Consider the following 18858-nt stretch of genomic DNA (forward strand, 5'->3'; position numbering starts at 1 on the left):
CTATTTGATATATTTATTTTCATTGATCTTCCGGCTTAATTTTTCATCATCATTTCCTGCCAACTGTGACTTCTTCCACTGCTGCAACCCCTGCTCCTCTTCACCTCCAAGAAAAAGAATGTCTCCATAATGTTCAAGGTAAACGCTGTTTTCTTCGGTATTGTTTTGCAGCGCCTTTTCAATCCATATCCTGGCCTCTGCATATTTCTGTTGCCTGAAAAGCACCAGCGCATACGTATCTGCGATAGAGGCATTGTTGGGCAATGCCGCGGCGGCCCTGGCAATCAATGCAGAGGCCTTTGACAGCTGCTGATTTCTTAAAGCCAGGTAATAGGCATAGTTATTAATGATCATGTAATTTGTTGGTGCCAGCTGCAGGGCCTGATCAAAGGACTGATTGGCCTTTTGAAACTGTTGCTCATCAATGGCAATCTCACCCTGCAGTGCCAGGACCAGGGCCTGCATTTCAGGATTTTCGCCATCTAGACTTAAAGCTTGTTTAATGTTGGCCTTTGCCTCCGCATTTCTATCCTCCCGGTGAAGTGCGAATGCATAATAGTAATACAGAATGGCCTGGTTCGGAAAAATGGCCAATGCGGCATCTCCTGTCTGAATGGCCTCCTGGTACTTTCCCGCATTTGTCTGCACATTCAACAGCTTCTGCCAGACGCCATACTGATCCTCTGCAAGCTTCAATGCCTCCTGATATTGCTTCAGTGCAGCCTCTGTTTTTCCCGACTGCAGCAGCAGGTCGCCATACCATTCCCTTACTTTTGGATCTTCGGGATGGGTATCCAGCAACACCTGCCCCATCGCCATGGCATCGCTAAGGTGTGCAGGATTGCGCTGGTCAGCAGCCACCATCATCATAATTTTCACCTTCTGCTCCACGGGCATCTGCGCATTGGAAAAAGCTTTGCGAAGTGCCACAGCGGCCTCATCGCTATTTTTTAATGCCTTGTAGTGATCGGCAAGTGCCAGTTCTACCTCGTAACTCTCAGGATAGGCCTCCTCAGTCTTCTTCAGTAACAACAGTGCGGCAGCATGATCGCCCTTTTCCATCAATAGCTCGCTTTTATTCAGGGCGCCTTTAAGATCACTTACCGTTCCCGAGATGATCTGGTCAATCTGCTGAATGGAAGTTTCAGCTCCATTACCCGACGCTACACGCTGCCGCGCCTCATCAAGCTCCGCCGAGGGGCCAAACTTCTGAAGAATGAGCTCGTAACCTTTCATCGCCGAAGCAGTATCACCCATCAGCAGCTGAGCGTTGCACTTGTCAAAATAGTAGGCGTCGTTCTCCGGCGACAACCGGATCATTTCATCAAAGACCTTCACCAAGCCTGGCATGTCTCCCTTGCGCTTGTACAACTCGGCGAGCATCTTCCAGTACCAGATGTTCTCTTTATCAATTCCCAGCGCCTTTCTAATGGAAAACTCCGCCTCCGTCAGTTTGTTTTGTCTATAGCTCAGCACTGCAATTTCATAGTGCACCGCGGCATTGTCAGGATCTATGGAGAGGATTTTATTGAAGTTCTCAGCTGCCCGCGCATAGTTTTCGTTTAGCTTCTCTCTGAGGCCGGCAAAAAAGAGCCCCTTGACGGCATTACTGTCCACAGCAGTGTTCGACTGCCCGAATGAAAACATTCCGGACAGCAGCAATACCAGTAACAACAGCTCTTTTTTCATTTTTTATTTTCCTGTATGGCCATAACCACCAGCACCACGGGCAGTATCGCTCAATTCGTCAGCAAGTTCCCAGGAGATGGTTTCATGTTTCGCAATCACCATCTGTGCAATACGGTCGCCATTATTGACCACAAAGTCAGTATCAGAAAGATTCACCAGCAGCACCTTGATCTCCCCACGGTAATCTGCATCAATCGTACCCGGAGAATTCACAATACTGATGCCATGTTTGTAAGCCAGTCCGCTACGCGGGCGAATCTGTGCCTCGAAACCTACAGGCAGCTCAATATGCAGTCCCGTAGGGACCAACACCCGTTGCAGGGGCTTAATGACCACCTCGGCGTCTACAAAAGCACGCATGTCCATACCCGCAGCATGGGCAGTTTCGTATTGTGGCAGTGGGTGTCCTGAACGGTTGATGATGTTAATTTTCATATATTAAACTTTATTATTAAATGATGATTTTATTTTCTTGTCAAGATGTTTCTCAGCTGATCTTTCTCAAAGTAAATGATCCCTCCCATAAAAGCCAGGACCAATGCATTTCCAATATAAATATTTCTGTTAAAAACCCAGAACGACAGCACGACCAGCACTACCGATACCAGTAGGTAAGCGACGATCCTTTTCAGGTGATAAGGAATAGGATAATACTTCTGACCCAGCACATAGGAGATCACCATCATCACAAAGTAAGTAAACATCGATACCCACGCGGAGCCCATATAGCTGTATTTCGGAATGAGCACAAAGTTTAGCACAATGGTAATCACCGCTCCTGTCACTGAGATGTACAGCCCGAATTTTGTCTGGTCGGATAAACGGTACCAGATCGACAGGTTGCTGTAGATCCCCAGACAGACATAACCAAACAACAGGTAAGGAACTGCCGGTAACCCTACCCAATACTCTCCAATATGTGCTTTATCGCGACTGATAAAGTACTTCAGCAGATCAATATTGGCCACCAGCGCTACAAAAAGCAAGGCCAGTGCAATCACAAAATAATGCAGGATCATGGCATAGGTCTTCCTGGCATTTTCGTGCTTCGCATGACTAAAAAAGAAGGGCTCTGCCCCCATCCTGAAAGCAGTAATGAAGATACTCATGAAAATGGCGATCTTACAAACGGCACCATAAATACCAACCTCGTGTTCCGCAATACCGTCCGGCAGCAATCTGCTCAGGGCAATCTTATCGAGGTTCTCATTGACAATAAATGAAAGGTTTGCCACTAATACCGGCCAGGAGTAACCAAACATCTTACGGAACAACTCAGCGTCAAACTTCAGGCGGATCTTCATCAGCTCCGGGATCAGCAGCAAAAACGTAAAGATACTGGCCAGCAGATTGGCAATAAATGCATAACCCACCCAAGGGCCACGGTACCAGCCTGCAAACCAATCGGCAAATGGCCATTGCTGCCTGATGATGACCGGAACCACGAAGATAAAAAACAGGTTAAAACCCACAAAAGTACCGATATTCATAAACTTGATGATGCTGTAGCGCATCGCCTTATTGTCGGCCCTCAGCTTCGCAAACGGGATCACGCAGATCGCATCAATGAACAGCAGCCATACGAAAAAGCGCACATAATTCCGATAGTCAGCCAGCTGTGCCCCATCCCCGGAGAGGTAAGCCGCAATCGCGTCCGTAAACACCAGTCCTGTTATGAGAAACAGGATGGAAAGAAAGGCGATACAAAGGAAAGAGTTGTTATATACTTCTGCTTTCTTATCTTCATGTTTATTCAGGTAACGGAAAAACGTCGTTTCCATACCAAAGGCCAGGATGGTATTGATCAGCGATGAATAAGCATATAGGGTGGTAAAGATCCCAAACACAGAAGAGGGGTACACTTTAGTAAACAATGGCGTCAATATAAAATTGAACAGCCTGGATATTACCGTGCTCAGCCCGTATATTGCCGTCTGGCCAAGAAATCTTTTAATCGCTGACACGCCTTATCTTTTGATGATTTCAAAATTACGATAGTTTTTCATCTCCCCCGGAGTAACCTCTACAGTCTCGATCTTTGCACGGTCGGGCCCCTCATGGCACCATTCCTCAAAGACTTCCAGCGAGGCCTCGTCGCCTTCTGCTTCCAGGTAAAGGGTACCGTCTTTTTCATTGCGGACAATGCCACGAACACTCATCTGATCGGCAATTGCTTTTGTCGTGGCCCTGAAAGATACGCCCTGCACCTTTCCGGTAATTCTAATATTAATATGTTTCATGAATATCTTTCTAGTATGACCTTAAAATTCGAGACGGGCAATCCTGTCCCTGCTGACCATAAACTCTTCCCAAATCTCTTTTAGTATGACCGCCGCCGGTTTTATGTCGCTCAACATCGCTGATACCTGGCCGATCTCGAGTTCTCCCTCTTCCATATCTCCTTCAAACATTCCCGATTTCGCGCGTGCCCGCCCCAATAGCTGAACCATGCGCTCGGTGTTCGCCCCCTCGGCTTCTGCCTGTGCTACCGCATCATCGAAAGGGTTGTTCAACAGACGTACAGGAACCAGCTTTTTCATTCGCAGCTTGGTATCTCCTTCCACAGCATCAACAATACGCCTTTTGAAGTTGACATGTGCCGAGGATTCTTCAGCAACAGCAAAGGCGGAACCTACCTGCACCGCATCGGCCCCCAGGGCTATCGCCGCCAGCATTGCCCGCCCGCTGCCGATGCCGCCTGCAGCAATCACGGGAATTTGCAGCTGTGCGGTGATCATCGGGATCAGACACATTGTTGTGGTCTCCTCACGCCCGTTATGTCCACCGGCCTCAAAGCCTTCAGCCACCACGGCATCAACACCACAGCTTTCCGCCTTCAGCGCAAATTTGGTATTGGCAATGACATGCACCACAATGATTCCCTTTTCTTTCAGAAATGAAGTCCAGGTAGCGGGATTTCCTGCGGATGTAAAAACAATGCCTACCTGCTCTTCCACCAGGATGTTCATGATTTCCTCCACATTGGGATAAAGCAGGGGAACATTCACGGCAAAAGGTCTGGATGTAGCTTCACGACACTGCCTGATGTGCTGCCTCAGCACATCAGGATACATAGATCCGGCACCAATAATCCCCAGTCCGCCTGCATTGGATACTGCTGAAGCCAGCTTCCAGCCGCTGCACCAGACCATGCCGGCCTGTATAATCGGGTACTGAATGTCGAATAACGAGGTAATCCTGTTCATATGATCAATATATTTTTTCTACACTACCGGTAATGCGGAGGGAAGGTCCATCACCAGAAAACTCAAGGATGTTGATCCCAGGTCTTTTTCCGGGTGCTAAACTACCAAAACGATCCTCAATTCCTAAAAATTCAGCCCCGTTTATTGTCGCCCATTGCAGCAATAGCTCAAATGGTACCGTTTTGTGTTCCTGCAGGGTAAACATTTCCGCAGCAATGCTCAGCTGGTCATTACTACCCAAACTGTCGGTGCCCAGCGTCATCTTCAGCCCCTTGCGGATGAACATGGCTACATCGGGCAGCGTATTCTCTATATAAAGATTCGCATTCGGGCACAAACACCAGTACAAATGCGGATGGTTGTCGGCAGCGAAGTCGAGGTCTTCTTCATCACTGAAAGTATTGTGTACCAACAGCGTGTTTAAAGAAGGCGAAAGCCTGCTCAGGTAGGTCAGCAACGAGCTTTTTCCTGCGGCCTCAAAGAAATCTATGTTCAGTCCCAGGAACTCGTATAACTTCAGAAAGCTTCCTTCTTTCTTTTGAAAAAACAGGTTCTCATCCGGTGTTTCCTGGTTGTGGATGCTCAGTAATCCACCTGCCTGTTCTGCTTCCGCCAGCAGTTCCTTAAAAAGAGTTTCCGAAACAGAATATGGAGCATGCGGCACCACGCTGGCCCTTAGCGGCGCAAAGTCGTCCTTAAGTTTTACTGCCGCCCGGATAATGTCGGCAGCCCTGTCAGGATTAAAACCCATGGCTTCTACAAAGGTATGATAGTATAACTTACTGTCAGATTTCACTCCTTTCGAGACCAGCTGATTGGAGATATCTCCCACCGCCACAATCCCGTTCTCCAGCATCTCCTGATCTCCAGCATGCATCGCTGCTGAGATCATTCCTCCATCAGCCTGCCGCTGCTGCATCACCTGCTGTACAAAACCCTGTAATCCGGTATGTTTACTAATTTTTCCTTTCAGGTGTGACAGCTCCAGGTGGCAATGGGTGTTGATGAACCCCGGAACCATCAGTCCTTTATAGTGGGTCAGCACCGCAATATTTTTTGCTTTAGCCTCCCCTGCAGTCATCACCTCTTCGATGAAACCATCTGAATCTACCCCAATGACACCATCTTTCAGTGGATCGCCTGTAAGGGTATAAATGTATGATGCAGAAATATAGGAAATCATGAGTACAAAGAAAAGGTTATTTCTTCTAAAACACAGCAGACGTAGGATAACAATTACAGTAGAGCGATGAAGAAGCACCCCACAAAAGAGACGACAAGAATCACATATACAGATCATTAAAATATTTTCATAGCATATGTGGGTATTAATTGATTTCTTTGTAAAAAGAAATCAATTAATACCCAACCATGTCTGATCCTACTACCCGATTAAATAAATACATTAGTGAAAGTGGCTTATGCTCCAGAAGAGCGGCCGACAGGTACATTGAGCAAGGGAATGTATATATCAACGGCAAAAAAGCCAAAGTAGGCGACAAAGTGTTTTTTGGCGACCTTGTGATGGTCAACGGCCAGACGATAGAACCTAAGGAAGTAGAACATTCTGTGCTCATCGCATATAACAAACCAGTAGGCATCACCAGCACTACCGAAGCTGGTGTTAAAGGAAATATTGTCGACCATGTCAACCACAGCGAAAGGGTTTTCCCTATCGGCCGACTGGACAAAGATTCTCAGGGGCTGATCTTCCTGACCAACAATGGCGATCTTGTCAACAAGATCCTTCGTGCAGGCAACAACCACGAAAAAGAATACCTGGTGACCGTCAACAAACCGCTGACGGAGCAGTTCATCACCAATATGTCCAAAGGTGTTCCCATCCTGGGCATCATGACAAAAAAATGTAAAGTCACCAAAGAAAGTCCTTTCGTTTTTAAGATCACCCTGATCCAGGGACTGAACAGACAAATCAGAAGAATGTGCGAACATTTCGGCTTTGAGGTCACTAAACTGGAAAGGACCCGCATCATGAATATCGGACTGAAAGGAATCCCCCTTGGAGAATGGAGGGAGCTTACAGCAGAAGAGCAGACGGACATCTACAACATGGTGGCCAAATCCAGCTCCCTGGAAGCTGCTTCGGCACCAAAGAAATCAGCAAAAAAACCGGAGCAGGAGCTGACAGAAAAACCTGTTGCCCGTAAAAAAAATAGCAGGCCTGCAGGTGCTAAACCATCTGCTGCAGGCAAGGCGCGACCGGAAAGAAAAAGCGGCCCTGCGTCGCGTGGTGCATCGGCTTCAGCAGCGCCGGATTGGAATAAAAGCAATGGCCCGAGCCGTCGCCCGGTAAAACCATCTAAAGGGAAACCTGGAGTACCCGGAAAGAAAAAGAAGTAATTCACCATATCATTTCTGCATCATCATTTATCGCCGGACAAATCAAAATTGTCCGGCTTATTTTTTTTTAGGTACCTTTGCAGCAAATGCTTACTACAAAGAAAACAGATATTCGTTCACTGGAGCTCCCGCAACTTCAGGAACATTTTAAGTCCATGCAGGAACCTTCTTACAGAGCCAAACAGGTTTACCAATGGTTATGGGAGAAATCAGCACGGACTTTTGATGAAATGAGTAACCTTTCCAAAGACCTTAGAAAGAAACTCGACGAACATTATGCCATCAATGTAGTAGAAGTAAATAACTCACAGTTCAGCAATGACCACACGATAAAGAATGCGTTCCGTCTTTATGATGGCAACATCGTTGAAGGGGTACTTATCCCTATGGACGACAGGATGACTGCCTGTGTCAGCTCCCAGGTGGGTTGCAGTCTCACCTGCAAGTTTTGCGCTACAGGCTACATGGACCGCAAAAGAAACCTCAATGCCGATGAGATCTACGATCAGGTGGTACTCATCGACCAGCAGGCAAAGAAAAATTACAATGCCCCCTTAACCAATATCGTTTACATGGGCATGGGAGAGCCGCTACTCAATTATGCCAACGTCATGAAGTCTATCGAACGCATTACTGCTCCGGATGGCCTCAACATGTCTTATAAACGCATTACAGTATCTACCGCAGGCATCTCCAAGATGATCAAAAAGCTGGGTGACGATGGCGCCAAGTTCAACTTGGCCTTATCCCTGCATGCGGCAAATGATAAAAAGAGAAATGAGATCATGCCCATCAACGAGCACAACTCACTCAAAGCACTGGAAGAAGCACTGAAATACTACTTCTCCAAAACAAAAAACCCGATCACCTACGAATACATCGTATTCAATGACTTCAACGATGAGATTGAAGATGCCATGGAACTGGCTAAATTCTGCAAGCATGTACCATGCAAGGTCAATCTTATTGAATATAATCCCATACAGTTCGCCGATTTCATCAACGCTCAGGGAGATAAGATCGATGCCTTCTCGAATTACCTGAAAAGTCAGGGTGTAAACACCAATATCCGACGCAGCCGCGGAAAGGATATCGATGCGGCCTGCGGGCAGCTTGCGGTGAAAGAGCAAAATTAGTGCTGCTGTTTTAACCAAAAACCGCTGAGTAGGATATAGATTAGCAGATGTCCTTTATCCGCCGATGGATCACAGCACTTGTTAGGCTGCTGTTTCCAAACATTTGCCTTGCTTGTAATACAGAACTGTATGCTGGAGAACACCTGCTTTGCAGCCGATGCCGCTACAGCCTTCCTTATACCGACCACCACCTGTTCATCGACAACAAGGTAAACCGGCAGCTCTGGGGCCGCATTCCTTCACCCAATGCCATGGCTTTTCTTCATTTCAGGAAAGGTGGAAGAGTGCAGCAGATCATGCATCAGATCAAATACCATCATCAGACAGTGCTTGGGGCCATGCTGGGTAGTATGGCCGCCGAGAAACTTGCCGCTTCTTCCCAATATCAGGATATAGATCTGATCATTCCAGTCCCGCTTCATTGGAAGAGACTCCGGACACGCGGTTACAACCAGAGCGAATGTATCGCACAGGGAATTGCCGCGTACCTTCAGGCCCCTTTAAATACAAACCACCTGATCCGTCATTCGGCAACCTCCAGTCAGACCCGCAAGAACAGGTACCAACGCTATGAAAATATGAAATCGGTCTTTGCGGTCTGCGACGAAACAGCGCTCAAGGACAAACATATTCTTCTGGTGGACGATGTAATCACTACAGGTGCAACTATTGAAGCCTGCGCACTGGAACTACACCGCTGTGGGATCCGCAAACTCAGCATCTTCGCTCTCGCTTTTGCCGACTGATGTTAAGATTTATTTGCAATAATAAATTTATTTGCAAATAAATTTTGCAGTTTCAGATCTTTTGCCTTCCTTTGTGGTGAGAGCGTTAATTTAAGGGTCGACAGTTTCATTCCCATGAAACTTCGGCCCTTTATCTTTTAAGAGAAAAATGAGCTTTTACGGCTTCCTTAGGCTTAAAACACCTGGCAGCTCCCGGATTATTCTTAGGTCATATGACTTACGACCATCAACTGAACTTCAACCAGCATCCGCCAGCATAAACTTCAGAACAGGCCAGAACCTCAATCAGGCTAAGCTTTAACTTCAATCAGTAAATAAAAATTTAAGTAATAAATGCAAAAGCTGCAAAAAGAATGCAGAATTTTGCCAATTGATCAATTGTCCAGATGCGCAGAAAGTACACTGCTGATCTCCTCAGGCTTAAATGGTTTCAGGATATGTCCGTTCATCCCGGAAGCCTTGTAGGCAGCATGTTCATCATGCAATGCAGAGGCAGTAAGTGCAATGATGGGCACATCTTTAAAGTAGTTTCCTTCCAGCTCTCTGATGATGCTGGTGGTTTCAAAGCCATCAATGCCAGGCATGCGGATATCCATAAAGATGAGGTCGTAACATGCTTTCATCACCTTATCAATTGCATCTTGCCCATTCAGCGCAAAGTCCAGCTCCAGTCCCCATTTACCAAGGATCCGCTGTGCAATAAGGATGTTGATTTCATTATCGTCGACAATCAGAACACGTTTCCCTGTAAACAACGTCATCTGACCAATGCTCTTCACCTCAGGCACTACATCAACGGCTTTCTCAAAACAGATAGAAAAGGAGAAAGAAGTCCCTACCCCCACGCTGCTCTGTACACTGATCTCTGCACCAAGAAGCTGCAGCATCTTCTGCGTTATGGTCAGCCCAAGGCCTGTACCTCCATAGTGACGCGAGGTATCTGTTGTTGCCTGCATAAAGGGATCGAAGATCAAAGAAAGTTTTTCCTTGGGAATACCAATACCACTGTCCTTTACCTCGAAGTAAAGGATGACCTGCTCGTCATTTTCTTCCAGAAGCCTGATGATCAACAGGATATTACCCTGATCAGTAAATTTAATGGCATTACCGAGCAGGTTCATCAGCACCTGATAAAGCCTGATCTTATCGCCCTTAATGAATTTAGGAATGCGGTCGTCAAAGTCTAGTTCCAGAATATTGCCCTTCGAGCTGACATTGATGTGCAATGAGCTGACAATATCGCGGGTGAGCGACTGTATATTAAATGGAATGGTCTCCAACTGCAGATGTCCTGTTTCCATCTTGGTCAGATCCAGAATGTCGTTGATGATGTTCAGCAGGTTTTCAGCCGAAAACTTCAGCATATTTAGGTCATCCATCTGACCCGGCAGCGGATCATTGTCGAGCAGCAGATGAGCAACGCCGATTACAGTATTCAACGGCGTACGGATCTCATGGCTCATCACGGATAGGAACATCTCTTTAGCCTCGCTCAGTTGTAAAGCATGCTCCTTTGCTTCAATCAGCTCCTTCTCTGCTTGTTTCCGGTGTGTGATATCTGTAATCAAGTCGATCTGGCGCTCCACCCTGCCGTTTTCATTTACTATGGGCGTGGTAGATACTGAGATCCAGAGCGGATCACCTTGTTTGGTCCTTGCCTGTACTTCGATCGAATAGGATTCGTTGTTCCTGGCCCTAATCCTGGATTCCTCGATCAGCTCAATGTGACCTTCTTCCCTGGAAAGTACATCACCCAGTTTGAAACCCTGCAATTCATTCAGGGAATACCCCGTCAGCTTCTCCAGCGAAGCATTTGTCCAGGTGGTATTTCCTTCGCCGTCGGTGATATTGACGCTGGTATCAGTTTTACTGGCCACCAGAGAGAGTAGCTGCAACTCTTCTTCTGCCTTTTTCTTTTCTGTGATGTCGATGATGATCTCCACCTCAATGTCGACCATCCCCTCATCATTAAAGATAACGGTGTTGTAGATCGACAGCCAGATGGGTTGTTTATCTTTACGGTAAGCCAGCAGGTCTACCGTAAAAGACTGTTTTTTTTGCGTCAATGCCCTGGCTTTATCAATCAGCTCCAGTTTGGTTTCTGGCCCTGTAATCAGGTCGCCAAGCCTACGGCCCTTCAGGTCCTCCAGTGTAAAGCCGGTAATTTTTTCAAAAGCATCGTTTACCCAGGTCACATGGTTATTGGCATCGTTGATCACCACTCCGTTATTGACCTTGCTGGCCACTAAGGAAAGCTTCATCAGCTCGTTCTCCACACGTTTATTTTCGGTGATGTCTCGGCCATAAGCATACCATCGCCGGTTTTTACACACCATGCTCCAGCTCAGCCAGCGCATGTTACCACTTTTGGTGACCACCCTGAAATCGATCTTAAAATCCTTGACACCCTTGCTTAACCCGGAGGAGATCGTCTGAGACACGCGCTCAAGATCCTCCTTCCAGCAGTACCCCCATGCACTTTGCCCCACAGCTTCCTCCGGATTATATTCCAGTACGTGTTGGATGGCATTGTTGGCAAACAGCAGCACCCCCCGGTCGTCCAGGATACAATGCATCTCCGGAGAGACCTTGGAGATGTTCAGCAAGTCCTCAAACCGGTGGTTCCTGACCTCCAGCTCATGAGCTTTCTTTCTTAAAGATATGTGTGTAATGATCTCTTTGGCGAGGATCTTCAGCCCCTCTTTCTGTGCGATGCCCATGTACCTAGGCTCGGTATCAAATACGCAAACGGTACCCAGGACAAAACCATCCTCATCAACCAACGGCGCTCCGCCATAATAACGCATCACGGGATCCTGTTTCAGTACCAGGTGACCGCTGAACCGGGCATCCTGAAGGATGTCATGCACTTCAAAGAAGTCAGTATCCTGAATGGTATGCTCGGCAAAAGACATTGCCCTGGGCATCTCGTCCAGCTTAATGCCGATGGCAGACTTGATCCATAGCCTTTCTTCGTCAACAAATGCAATTACCGCTACCGGAGTGTTGCAGATTAATGTAGTGAGTTTGGTAATATTATCGAATTCATGCTCCGATGGCGTATCTAAAATATTATACTCACGCAACGCCCTTAAACGTTCATTCTCATTTGTTGACGAATTTTGGCTTTCTAGTATCATTTTAGGTAAAGTTCCCTTTATTTATATAGCGGAAATTGACTTACCAGGTCGATTACTTTTTTCTTTACCTCCTTTAAATTGTTCTCATCCTCTGCATTCGTAATGACCTGATCAATCAGATCAACAATAATTTCCATTTCTTTCTCCTTAAGACCTCTGGTAGTAACCGCCGCAGTACCTACACGGATACCTGAAGTCACAAATGGAGACTTGTCGTCAAATGGAACCATGTTCTTATTCACGGTAATATCGGCTTTTTCAAGCGCATTCTCCGCTACTTTACCAGTTATATTTTTATTACGCAAATCAATCAGCATCAAATGGTTATCAGTACCTCCCGAAATGATGCCATAACCTTTGGCCACGAAGGCTTTCGCCATTGCCTGAGCATTGCTTTTCACCTGCTTGATGTACTCCAGGTACCCATCACTCAGGGCTTCTCCGAAAGCAATCGCCTTCGCAGCAATGATGTGCTCCAAAGGACCACCCTGTGTACCTGGGAATACCGCCATATCCAACACTGACGACATCATTCTAGTCTCGCCTTTAGGCGTTTTCAGACCGAAAGGATTTTCGAAATCCTTACCCATCATGATCATACCACCACGAGGACCTCTAAGGGTCTTATGCGTAGTTGTCGTCACGATATGGCAATGCGGTAGCGGGTTAGCAAGTAAACCACGGGCAATCATTCCTGCAGGATGCGAAATATCAGCCAGTACCAGGGCACCAATTTTATCAGCCACGCTGCGGATAAATGCATAATCCCATTCCCTGGAATAAGCCGAAGCACCACAGATGATCAGCTTAGGACGTTCTGCCAATGCCAGTTCTTCCAGCTTTGCATAGTCAATCAGTCCATCTTCTTTTTTAACTCCGTAAAATAACGGATGATACAATTTTCCAGAAAAATTCACCGGAGAGCCATGTGTCAAATGTCCTCCATGAGAAAGATCAAAACCAAGGATTTTATCACCCGGCTGGATCACCGCCAGCATCACTGCTGCATTTGCCTGTGCTCCCGAATGCGGTTGTACGTTTACCCATTCCGCACCGAAAAGTTGTTTCGCGCGCTCAATGGCAATGGTTTCGATCTCATCGACAACCTGGCAACCGCCATAATACCGTTTGCCCGGAAGGCCTTCGGCATATTTATTAGTTAAACAAGTCCCTGCCGCTTCCATCACCTGCTTGCTCACAAAGTTTTCAGAAGCGATCAGTTCGAGGCCGTTTTCCTGACGGTCCAATTCCCTGTCGATTAAATCAAAAATTAGTGTATCTCTTGTCATTTATTGAAGTATTAATTTGTAAAATTAATGATTTTCCTTCTTAGTTTAACAACAAAATACCTTACTTTGTACTTCTATTCTACAAAATACTGCATGGAAGACTTTACCCGTCCATTATTACCGAACATAAACTATCCTGCTGATTTAAAGCAGTATAAAGAAGAAGACCTCGAACAAATCTGCCAGGAGTTAAGACAATACATCATTGATGTAGTTAGCACCAATGGCGGGCACTTTGGCGCAAGTCTTGGTGTAGTGGAACTCACTGTTGCCCTCCATTATGCACTCAATACACCCTACGACAAACTGGTTTGGGATGTTGGACATCAGGCTTATGGACACAAAATTCTGACAGGCAGAAAATCAGTATTTCATACCAACCGCATTCTTAATGGCATCAGTGGCTTTCCGAAGATCAGTGAAAGCGAATATGATACCTTTGGTGTTGGACACTCTTCCACCTCTATTTCCGCAGCTCTGGGAATGGCCGTAGCTTCTCACTATAAGGGAGAAACTGACCGTCAGCACGTCGCTGTAATCGGGGATGGTGCGATGACTGCCGGACTTGCATTTGAGGGGCTCAACCATGCAGGCATTGAAAATTCAAACCTACTGGTCATCCTGAACGACAACTGTATGTCCATCGATCCAAATGTAGGTGCCCTGAAAGAATACTTAACCAGCATCACCACTTCAAAATCATACAACCGTTTCCGCGACGACATCTCGAATGCGCTCATTAAGCTTTCTGAACTTGGGCCTAATGCCCATAAGTTCGTCAAGAAAATGGAAAAAAGCATTAAAGGCACCTTGCTGAAACAAAGCAACCTGTTTGAAGCACTGAACTTCCGGTATTTCGGACCGGTAGACGGCCATGATGTGCAACGGCTCACGCAGGTCATAAAAGACCTTAAAGACATTCCGGGACCCAAGCTGCTGCACTGTGTAACAGTCAAGGGAAAAGGTTTTGCGCTCGCAGAAAAAGACCAGACCAAATGGCATGCTCCAGGTCTGTTTGATAAAATTACCGGTGAAATTAAAAAGTCTGTATCAGACAAACCGCAGCCCCCGAAATACCAGGATGTCTTCGGACATACCCTTGTGGAACTGGCCGAAAACAACGACAAGATCGTCGGCATCACCCCTGCAATGCCTTCCGGCTCATCCATGAACATCATGATGAAGGCCATGCCCAACCGTGCTTTCGACGTAGGCATCGCAGAGCAGCATGCAGTTACTTTCTCTGCAGGCCTCGCCACGCAGGGACTGGTACCCTTCTGCAACATTTACTCCAGCTTTATGCAACGTGCCTATGATCAGGTGATCCACGATGTGGCCATACAAAACCTGAATGTGGTGTTCTGCCTGGACAGGGCCGGTCTGGCCGGTGCCGATGGCGCTACCCATCATGGGGCTTATGACATGGCTTATATGCGTTCCATCCCAAACATGACGGTTGCTGCGCCAATGAACGAAGAAGAACTCCGAAACCTGATGTATACTGCCCAGCAGGAAAACAAAGGACCCTTCTCGATTCGTTATCCGCGTGGTAACGGTGTCCTTACGGACTGGAAACGACCTTTCCATACCCTGGAAATCGGCAAGGGACGAAAAATATCCGATGGAGAAGATGTAGCCATTCTTACTATTGGCCACGTCGGAAACTTTGCTGTGGAAGCCTGTAAGGAGCTGAATAGTGAAGGGATTCATCCTGCACATTACGATCTGCGTTTCGTAAAACCCCTTGATCATGCATTGCTGCACGACGTGTTTAAAAGATATCAGACCATCATTACGGTAGAGGATGGCTGTCTGCAGGGCGGCGTAGGTAGTGCCATCATTGAGTTTATGGCAGACCATCAATATCAGGCCAAAGTGATTCGTCTGGGCATCCCTGACGACTTCATAGAACATGGCGAACAGCATGAACTATGGGCCTTATGCGGCTATGACACCAATGCCATTATCAATGCCGTGCGTAAACATGCAGTAAGCAGAACAACGAAAACCATTGCCTCATAACAAGATATACACCTAAATATACCATGTTAAAAACGAAAAGACGAGATTTTATTGCCCTGGCGGGAGCCGTAATAGGCTCAGCTGTATTGGTGAACCCTCTTGATGCTTTAGCCATGATCAACCCCGGAGAAAAAAAATATGTACATCAGGTATATTTCTGGTTGAAAAGCCCAGGAAATGAAGCCGATAAAACCAAGCTAACCGAAGGACTCAGAACCCTGGCCTCCATCAAGCTGATCCAACAGATCCACATTGGTCTTCCTGCAAAAACAGAACGACCGGTCATCGACCGTTCGTATGCCTTGTCCCTGTTACTGATCTTCAACAACCAAAAGGACCAGGAAGCTTACCAGACGCACCCCACACACCTTGAGTTCGTCAAAAAATACTCCGCACTTTGGGAACGTGTACAGATTTACGACTCAGAAGACGTATAGAAATCACTGCTCCGCATAAGGAACAGGTTTCAGCCACTTCTTAAATACTGCAGCAATTTCCTCTTCCAGAACTGGCTTCGCCAGAAAATCATTCATGCCTGATTCCAGGCATTTTTCTTTTTCGCCCTTTACATTTCCCGCTGTAAGTGCCACTATGGGCACATGCATCAGCTTGTCAGATCTGCGGATTTGCACCGCAGCCTCATATCCATTCATCTCCGGCATCTGGATGTCCATCAGAATGATGTCCGGTGGTGTATCCACACATTGCTCCAGGCACTCCAGGCCATTCAAAGCCTCCCTGATGATGCAGTTGGGTACAATCCTTCTCACAATGGTTTTCGCCAGCAGCATATTGATGATGTTATCCTCGGCAATCAAAACATGAATGGCCTTCTCATCGCCACGCTCTTCCGCAACATCATGCACAGCAATCTTTTTCCTTGTTTTTTTGAGCGGCAGTATACCCGGGTTTTCTTCATAACCAACCCTCAGACGCAAGTCAAAATAAAAGGTACTTCCTTTTCCGGGACTGCTTTTCACCTGTAGTTTACTACCCATCAAACCAAGTAGCTGATTGGAGATAGTGAGCCCCAGGCCAGTTCCTCCATATCTTTTTGTCGTATAGCCATCCTCCTGGGAGAAAGCCTCAAAAATCTGCCCCTGTTTATCCAGCTTGATCCCAATTCCGGTATCCCTGACTTCAAAACGGAATACAAAGTGACCGGAGTCCTTGACACCCACGAATTTAATTTTCAGCTCAATCTGCCCATGATCTGTAAACTTGACCGCATTGCCGAGCAAATTAATCAGCACCTGCCTCAACCGTAAAGAGTCCGCATAAATATACGGTGGCAAATCACCAGGAATGCTAAAAAGCACTTTAAGGTCTTTGCTTTGAGCCTGGAATGTAATGATATTTACAGCCTGATTGCCGAGTTCATAGAGGTTACAGCTTTCAATATCGAGCTCCAGCTTTCCGGATTCTATTTTGGAAAAGTCAAGAATATCGTTAATGATGCCTAGCAGCGCATTAGCAGACTCATTCGCAATGCGGAGATACTGTTCCTGCACAGGACTCAGCTTTGTCTTCAAAACGAGGTCGGTGAACCCAATGACCCCATTCAGCGGAGTCCTGATCTCATGGCTCATATTGGCCAGAAATTCCGACTTCGCCATGCTGGCCTGCTCAGCAAGTTCTTTTGCTTTCTTTAATTCCGTACGTTGTTTGGTGTGCTCATGAATATTTTGGAAGGTCCCATAAATTTTCCTGCATTTCCCATCTTTAAATTCTGCATTCCCCAACACCTTGACCCACATCTGACGTCCCTTAGCCGTCACAATGACCAGCTCAAGATCCCAGGATTTCCCCTCACTGATCGCATCCCGGAATGCTTGTACAATCTGTACCCGATGTGCTTCATCACGGTAAAAGCTCACCGTGTTTTCTTTGTTGGGTATAAAATCAGGCCCCACCTCATGGATGGCCCTGGTCACATCACTCCAGGTTACCTCTCTGCTGACAGGGTCGTAATCCCAGCCACCAATCTGAGCTACATAATTGGTCTGCTCCAGTAGTTTTTTTGTCTTTTTCAACGTTTGTTCCAACCGGTGTTTTTCAGTGATATCAATGGAGTTACCAATAATATACGGCTGTCCCTGAAGGTCTCTTTCCACTACGTTTTTGTACAACAATACCCGGTCTGTCCCATCCTTATGCAGAATGGTCATCAGCCCTGAAGCAATACCATTCTCAATAATATCCTTTAAGTAGGAAACTACCATAGGATGGTGACCTGAAGGGATGAGGTCGTAAAGGCTCATCAGCGACAGCTCTTCAGGTGTATAACCCAGGATCTCCGACGCCGTATTGTTCACAGAGATAAACTTACCCTCGGGATCGTGCGTACACATCAGTCCCTGCGAATTGTCAAAGAATGACCTCAGGTTGTTTTCGCTGGCCTTCAGCTGTTCATCACGAAGGTTTTCTTCGGTCACATCACGAGCAATACCGAAAATACTTGACGATCCCGGCTCCGGCGTAGCAGTCCATTGCAATGCCCTGTAATCTCCTTTGGCTGTAAGAAACCTCACGGTGAAATTTTGGGTTGTATGTCCGTCACCAAGCTTTTTCAGCTCCGCAGTGTTTGCTTCAAGATCATCCGGATGTGACATATCCAGAAAACTATTGTTCAGCAGATATTCCGTGGACCAACCCAGGATCCGCTCAAAGGAAGGGTTTACTTTTTTGAAAAAGCCATCAGTACCGGCGATACAGATCATGTCGCTCGACAAGCGGTAAAGCTTATCAAAATAAATGTGTTCCTGACGCTCACGCTGTGTCACAATCAGGCCCATGGCTTCTTCTGACAACAAGGTCAACGCCCGCCTTTGTGCATCGCCCAGGCACTTTACATCTGGGCTGAGGACGCATATAGAGCCAATGGCATGACCATTGGGGTCAATCAGTGGTGCACCTGCATAGAAACGGATGTTGGGTTCATGGACCACAAAAGGATTCCCACTGAAGCGGTCGTCCAACCTGGCATCTTGAATTTCAAAGATATCCTTCCCAAGAATGGTATATTGGCAGAAAGCAGTTTCCCGTGGCACCTCGGTGAAATGTACACCGATCTTTGCCTTAAACCATTGCCTTTTTTCATCCAGCAGGGTGACCATGGCTACAGGTACGCCGCAGATTAAAGATGCCAGCTCTGCGATCCTTTCGAATTCAGAATCAACCCCTGAGTCTAAGATATGGTAGCTCCGCAAAGCATTCAATCTTTCCTTTTCTTTAGACGGCAGAGCTGGTATTTTCATATGGTTATTGAG

Annotated in this window: 14 protein-coding genes; 5 read left to right on the forward strand and 9 right to left on the reverse strand. The window is 46.7% G+C overall.

Annotation, left to right across the window (positions count from 1 at the left end; translation table 11 throughout):
- Genes PBAL39_RS08690 through PBAL39_RS08715 form a run of 6 tightly spaced genes read right to left on the reverse strand, consistent with a single transcriptional unit; the run spans position 1 to position 6078 of the window.
- Positions 1 to 1689 (reverse strand): tetratricopeptide repeat protein, encoded by a 1689-nt coding sequence (locus PBAL39_RS08690; RefSeq protein ID WP_008240453.1) that lies wholly within the window; start codon positions 1687 to 1689, stop codon positions 1 to 3.
- 3 nt (positions 1690 to 1692) lie between these two features.
- The gene (gene dut / locus PBAL39_RS08695; RefSeq protein ID WP_008240454.1) at positions 1693 to 2124 is read right to left on the reverse strand and encodes a dUTP diphosphatase; all 432 of its coding nucleotides are present in this window, start codon (positions 2122 to 2124) and stop codon (positions 1693 to 1695) included.
- 29 nt (positions 2125 to 2153) lie between these two features.
- Positions 2154 to 3653, reverse strand: coding sequence for an oligosaccharide flippase family protein (locus PBAL39_RS08700; protein WP_083801723.1), 1500 nt, complete (start codon positions 3651 to 3653; stop codon positions 2154 to 2156).
- 3 nt (positions 3654 to 3656) lie between these two features.
- On the reverse strand, positions 3657 to 3929 hold the full coding sequence (locus tag PBAL39_RS08705; protein WP_008240457.1) for an acylphosphatase: 273 nt from the start codon (positions 3927 to 3929) through the stop codon (positions 3657 to 3659).
- Positions 3930 to 3950: 21 nt separating this feature from the next.
- Positions 3951 to 4895 carry a nitronate monooxygenase family protein gene (locus tag PBAL39_RS08710; protein ID WP_008240459.1) on the reverse strand — a complete coding sequence of 315 codons (945 nt, stop codon included), beginning with the start codon at positions 4893 to 4895 and terminating at the stop codon, positions 3951 to 3953.
- Between the two features lie 4 nt (positions 4896 to 4899).
- Positions 4900 to 6078 carry an amidohydrolase family protein gene (locus tag PBAL39_RS08715; RefSeq protein ID WP_008240461.1) on the reverse strand — a complete coding sequence of 393 codons (1179 nt, stop codon included), beginning with the start codon at positions 6076 to 6078 and terminating at the stop codon, positions 4900 to 4902.
- A 188-nt stretch (positions 6079 to 6266) separates the two neighbouring features.
- Here PBAL39_RS08715 and rluF point away from each other — a divergent pair, with 188 nt between their 5' ends.
- The 3 genes from rluF (at position 6267) to PBAL39_RS08730 (ending at position 9138) form a co-directional block, all read left to right on the forward strand.
- A complete protein-coding gene (gene rluF / locus PBAL39_RS08720; protein WP_008240463.1) occupies positions 6267 to 7256 on the forward strand; it encodes a 23S rRNA pseudouridine(2604) synthase RluF in 990 nt (329 codons plus the stop codon).
- 86 nt (positions 7257 to 7342) lie between these two features.
- Positions 7343 to 8392: a 23S rRNA (adenine(2503)-C(2))-methyltransferase RlmN gene (rlmN, locus tag PBAL39_RS08725; protein WP_008240465.1), complete on the forward strand. Its 1050-nt coding sequence runs from the start codon at positions 7343 to 7345 to the stop codon at positions 8390 to 8392.
- A gap of 47 nt (positions 8393 to 8439) precedes the next feature.
- Positions 8440 to 9138, forward strand: a complete 699-nt coding sequence (locus tag PBAL39_RS08730; protein ID WP_008240467.1) for a ComF family protein — start codon at positions 8440 to 8442, stop codon at positions 9136 to 9138.
- Positions 9139 to 9512: 374 nt separating this feature from the next.
- On the opposite strand, the gene PBAL39_RS24590 is transcribed toward PBAL39_RS08730, so the two are convergent.
- Positions 9513 to 12278, reverse strand: coding sequence for a PAS domain-containing hybrid sensor histidine kinase/response regulator (locus tag PBAL39_RS24590; protein WP_050784333.1), 2766 nt, complete (start codon positions 12276 to 12278; stop codon positions 9513 to 9515).
- 17 nt (positions 12279 to 12295) lie between these two features.
- Positions 12296 to 13567 (reverse strand): serine hydroxymethyltransferase, encoded by a 1272-nt coding sequence (gene glyA, locus PBAL39_RS08740; RefSeq protein ID WP_008240470.1) that lies wholly within the window; start codon positions 13565 to 13567, stop codon positions 12296 to 12298.
- Between the two features lie 93 nt (positions 13568 to 13660).
- On the opposite strand from glyA, the gene dxs reads away from it, so the two are divergent.
- A complete protein-coding gene (gene dxs / locus PBAL39_RS08745; protein ID WP_008240471.1) occupies positions 13661 to 15589 on the forward strand; it encodes a 1-deoxy-D-xylulose-5-phosphate synthase in 1929 nt (642 codons plus the stop codon).
- A 23-nt stretch (positions 15590 to 15612) separates the two neighbouring features.
- Complete coding sequence (locus PBAL39_RS08750; protein ID WP_008240472.1) at positions 15613 to 16026, forward strand: Dabb family protein; 414 nt, start codon at positions 15613 to 15615, stop codon at positions 16024 to 16026.
- A 3-nt stretch (positions 16027 to 16029) separates the two neighbouring features.
- On the opposite strand, the gene PBAL39_RS08755 is transcribed toward PBAL39_RS08750, so the two are convergent.
- Positions 16030 to 18846: a PAS domain S-box protein gene (locus PBAL39_RS08755; protein WP_008240473.1), complete on the reverse strand. Its 2817-nt coding sequence runs from the start codon at positions 18844 to 18846 to the stop codon at positions 16030 to 16032.
- Positions 18847 to 18858 lie beyond the last annotated feature (12 nt).

It is taken from the genome of Pedobacter sp. BAL39, assembly GCF_000170795.1.
GTDB lineage: Bacteria > Bacteroidota > Bacteroidia > Sphingobacteriales > Sphingobacteriaceae > Pedobacter.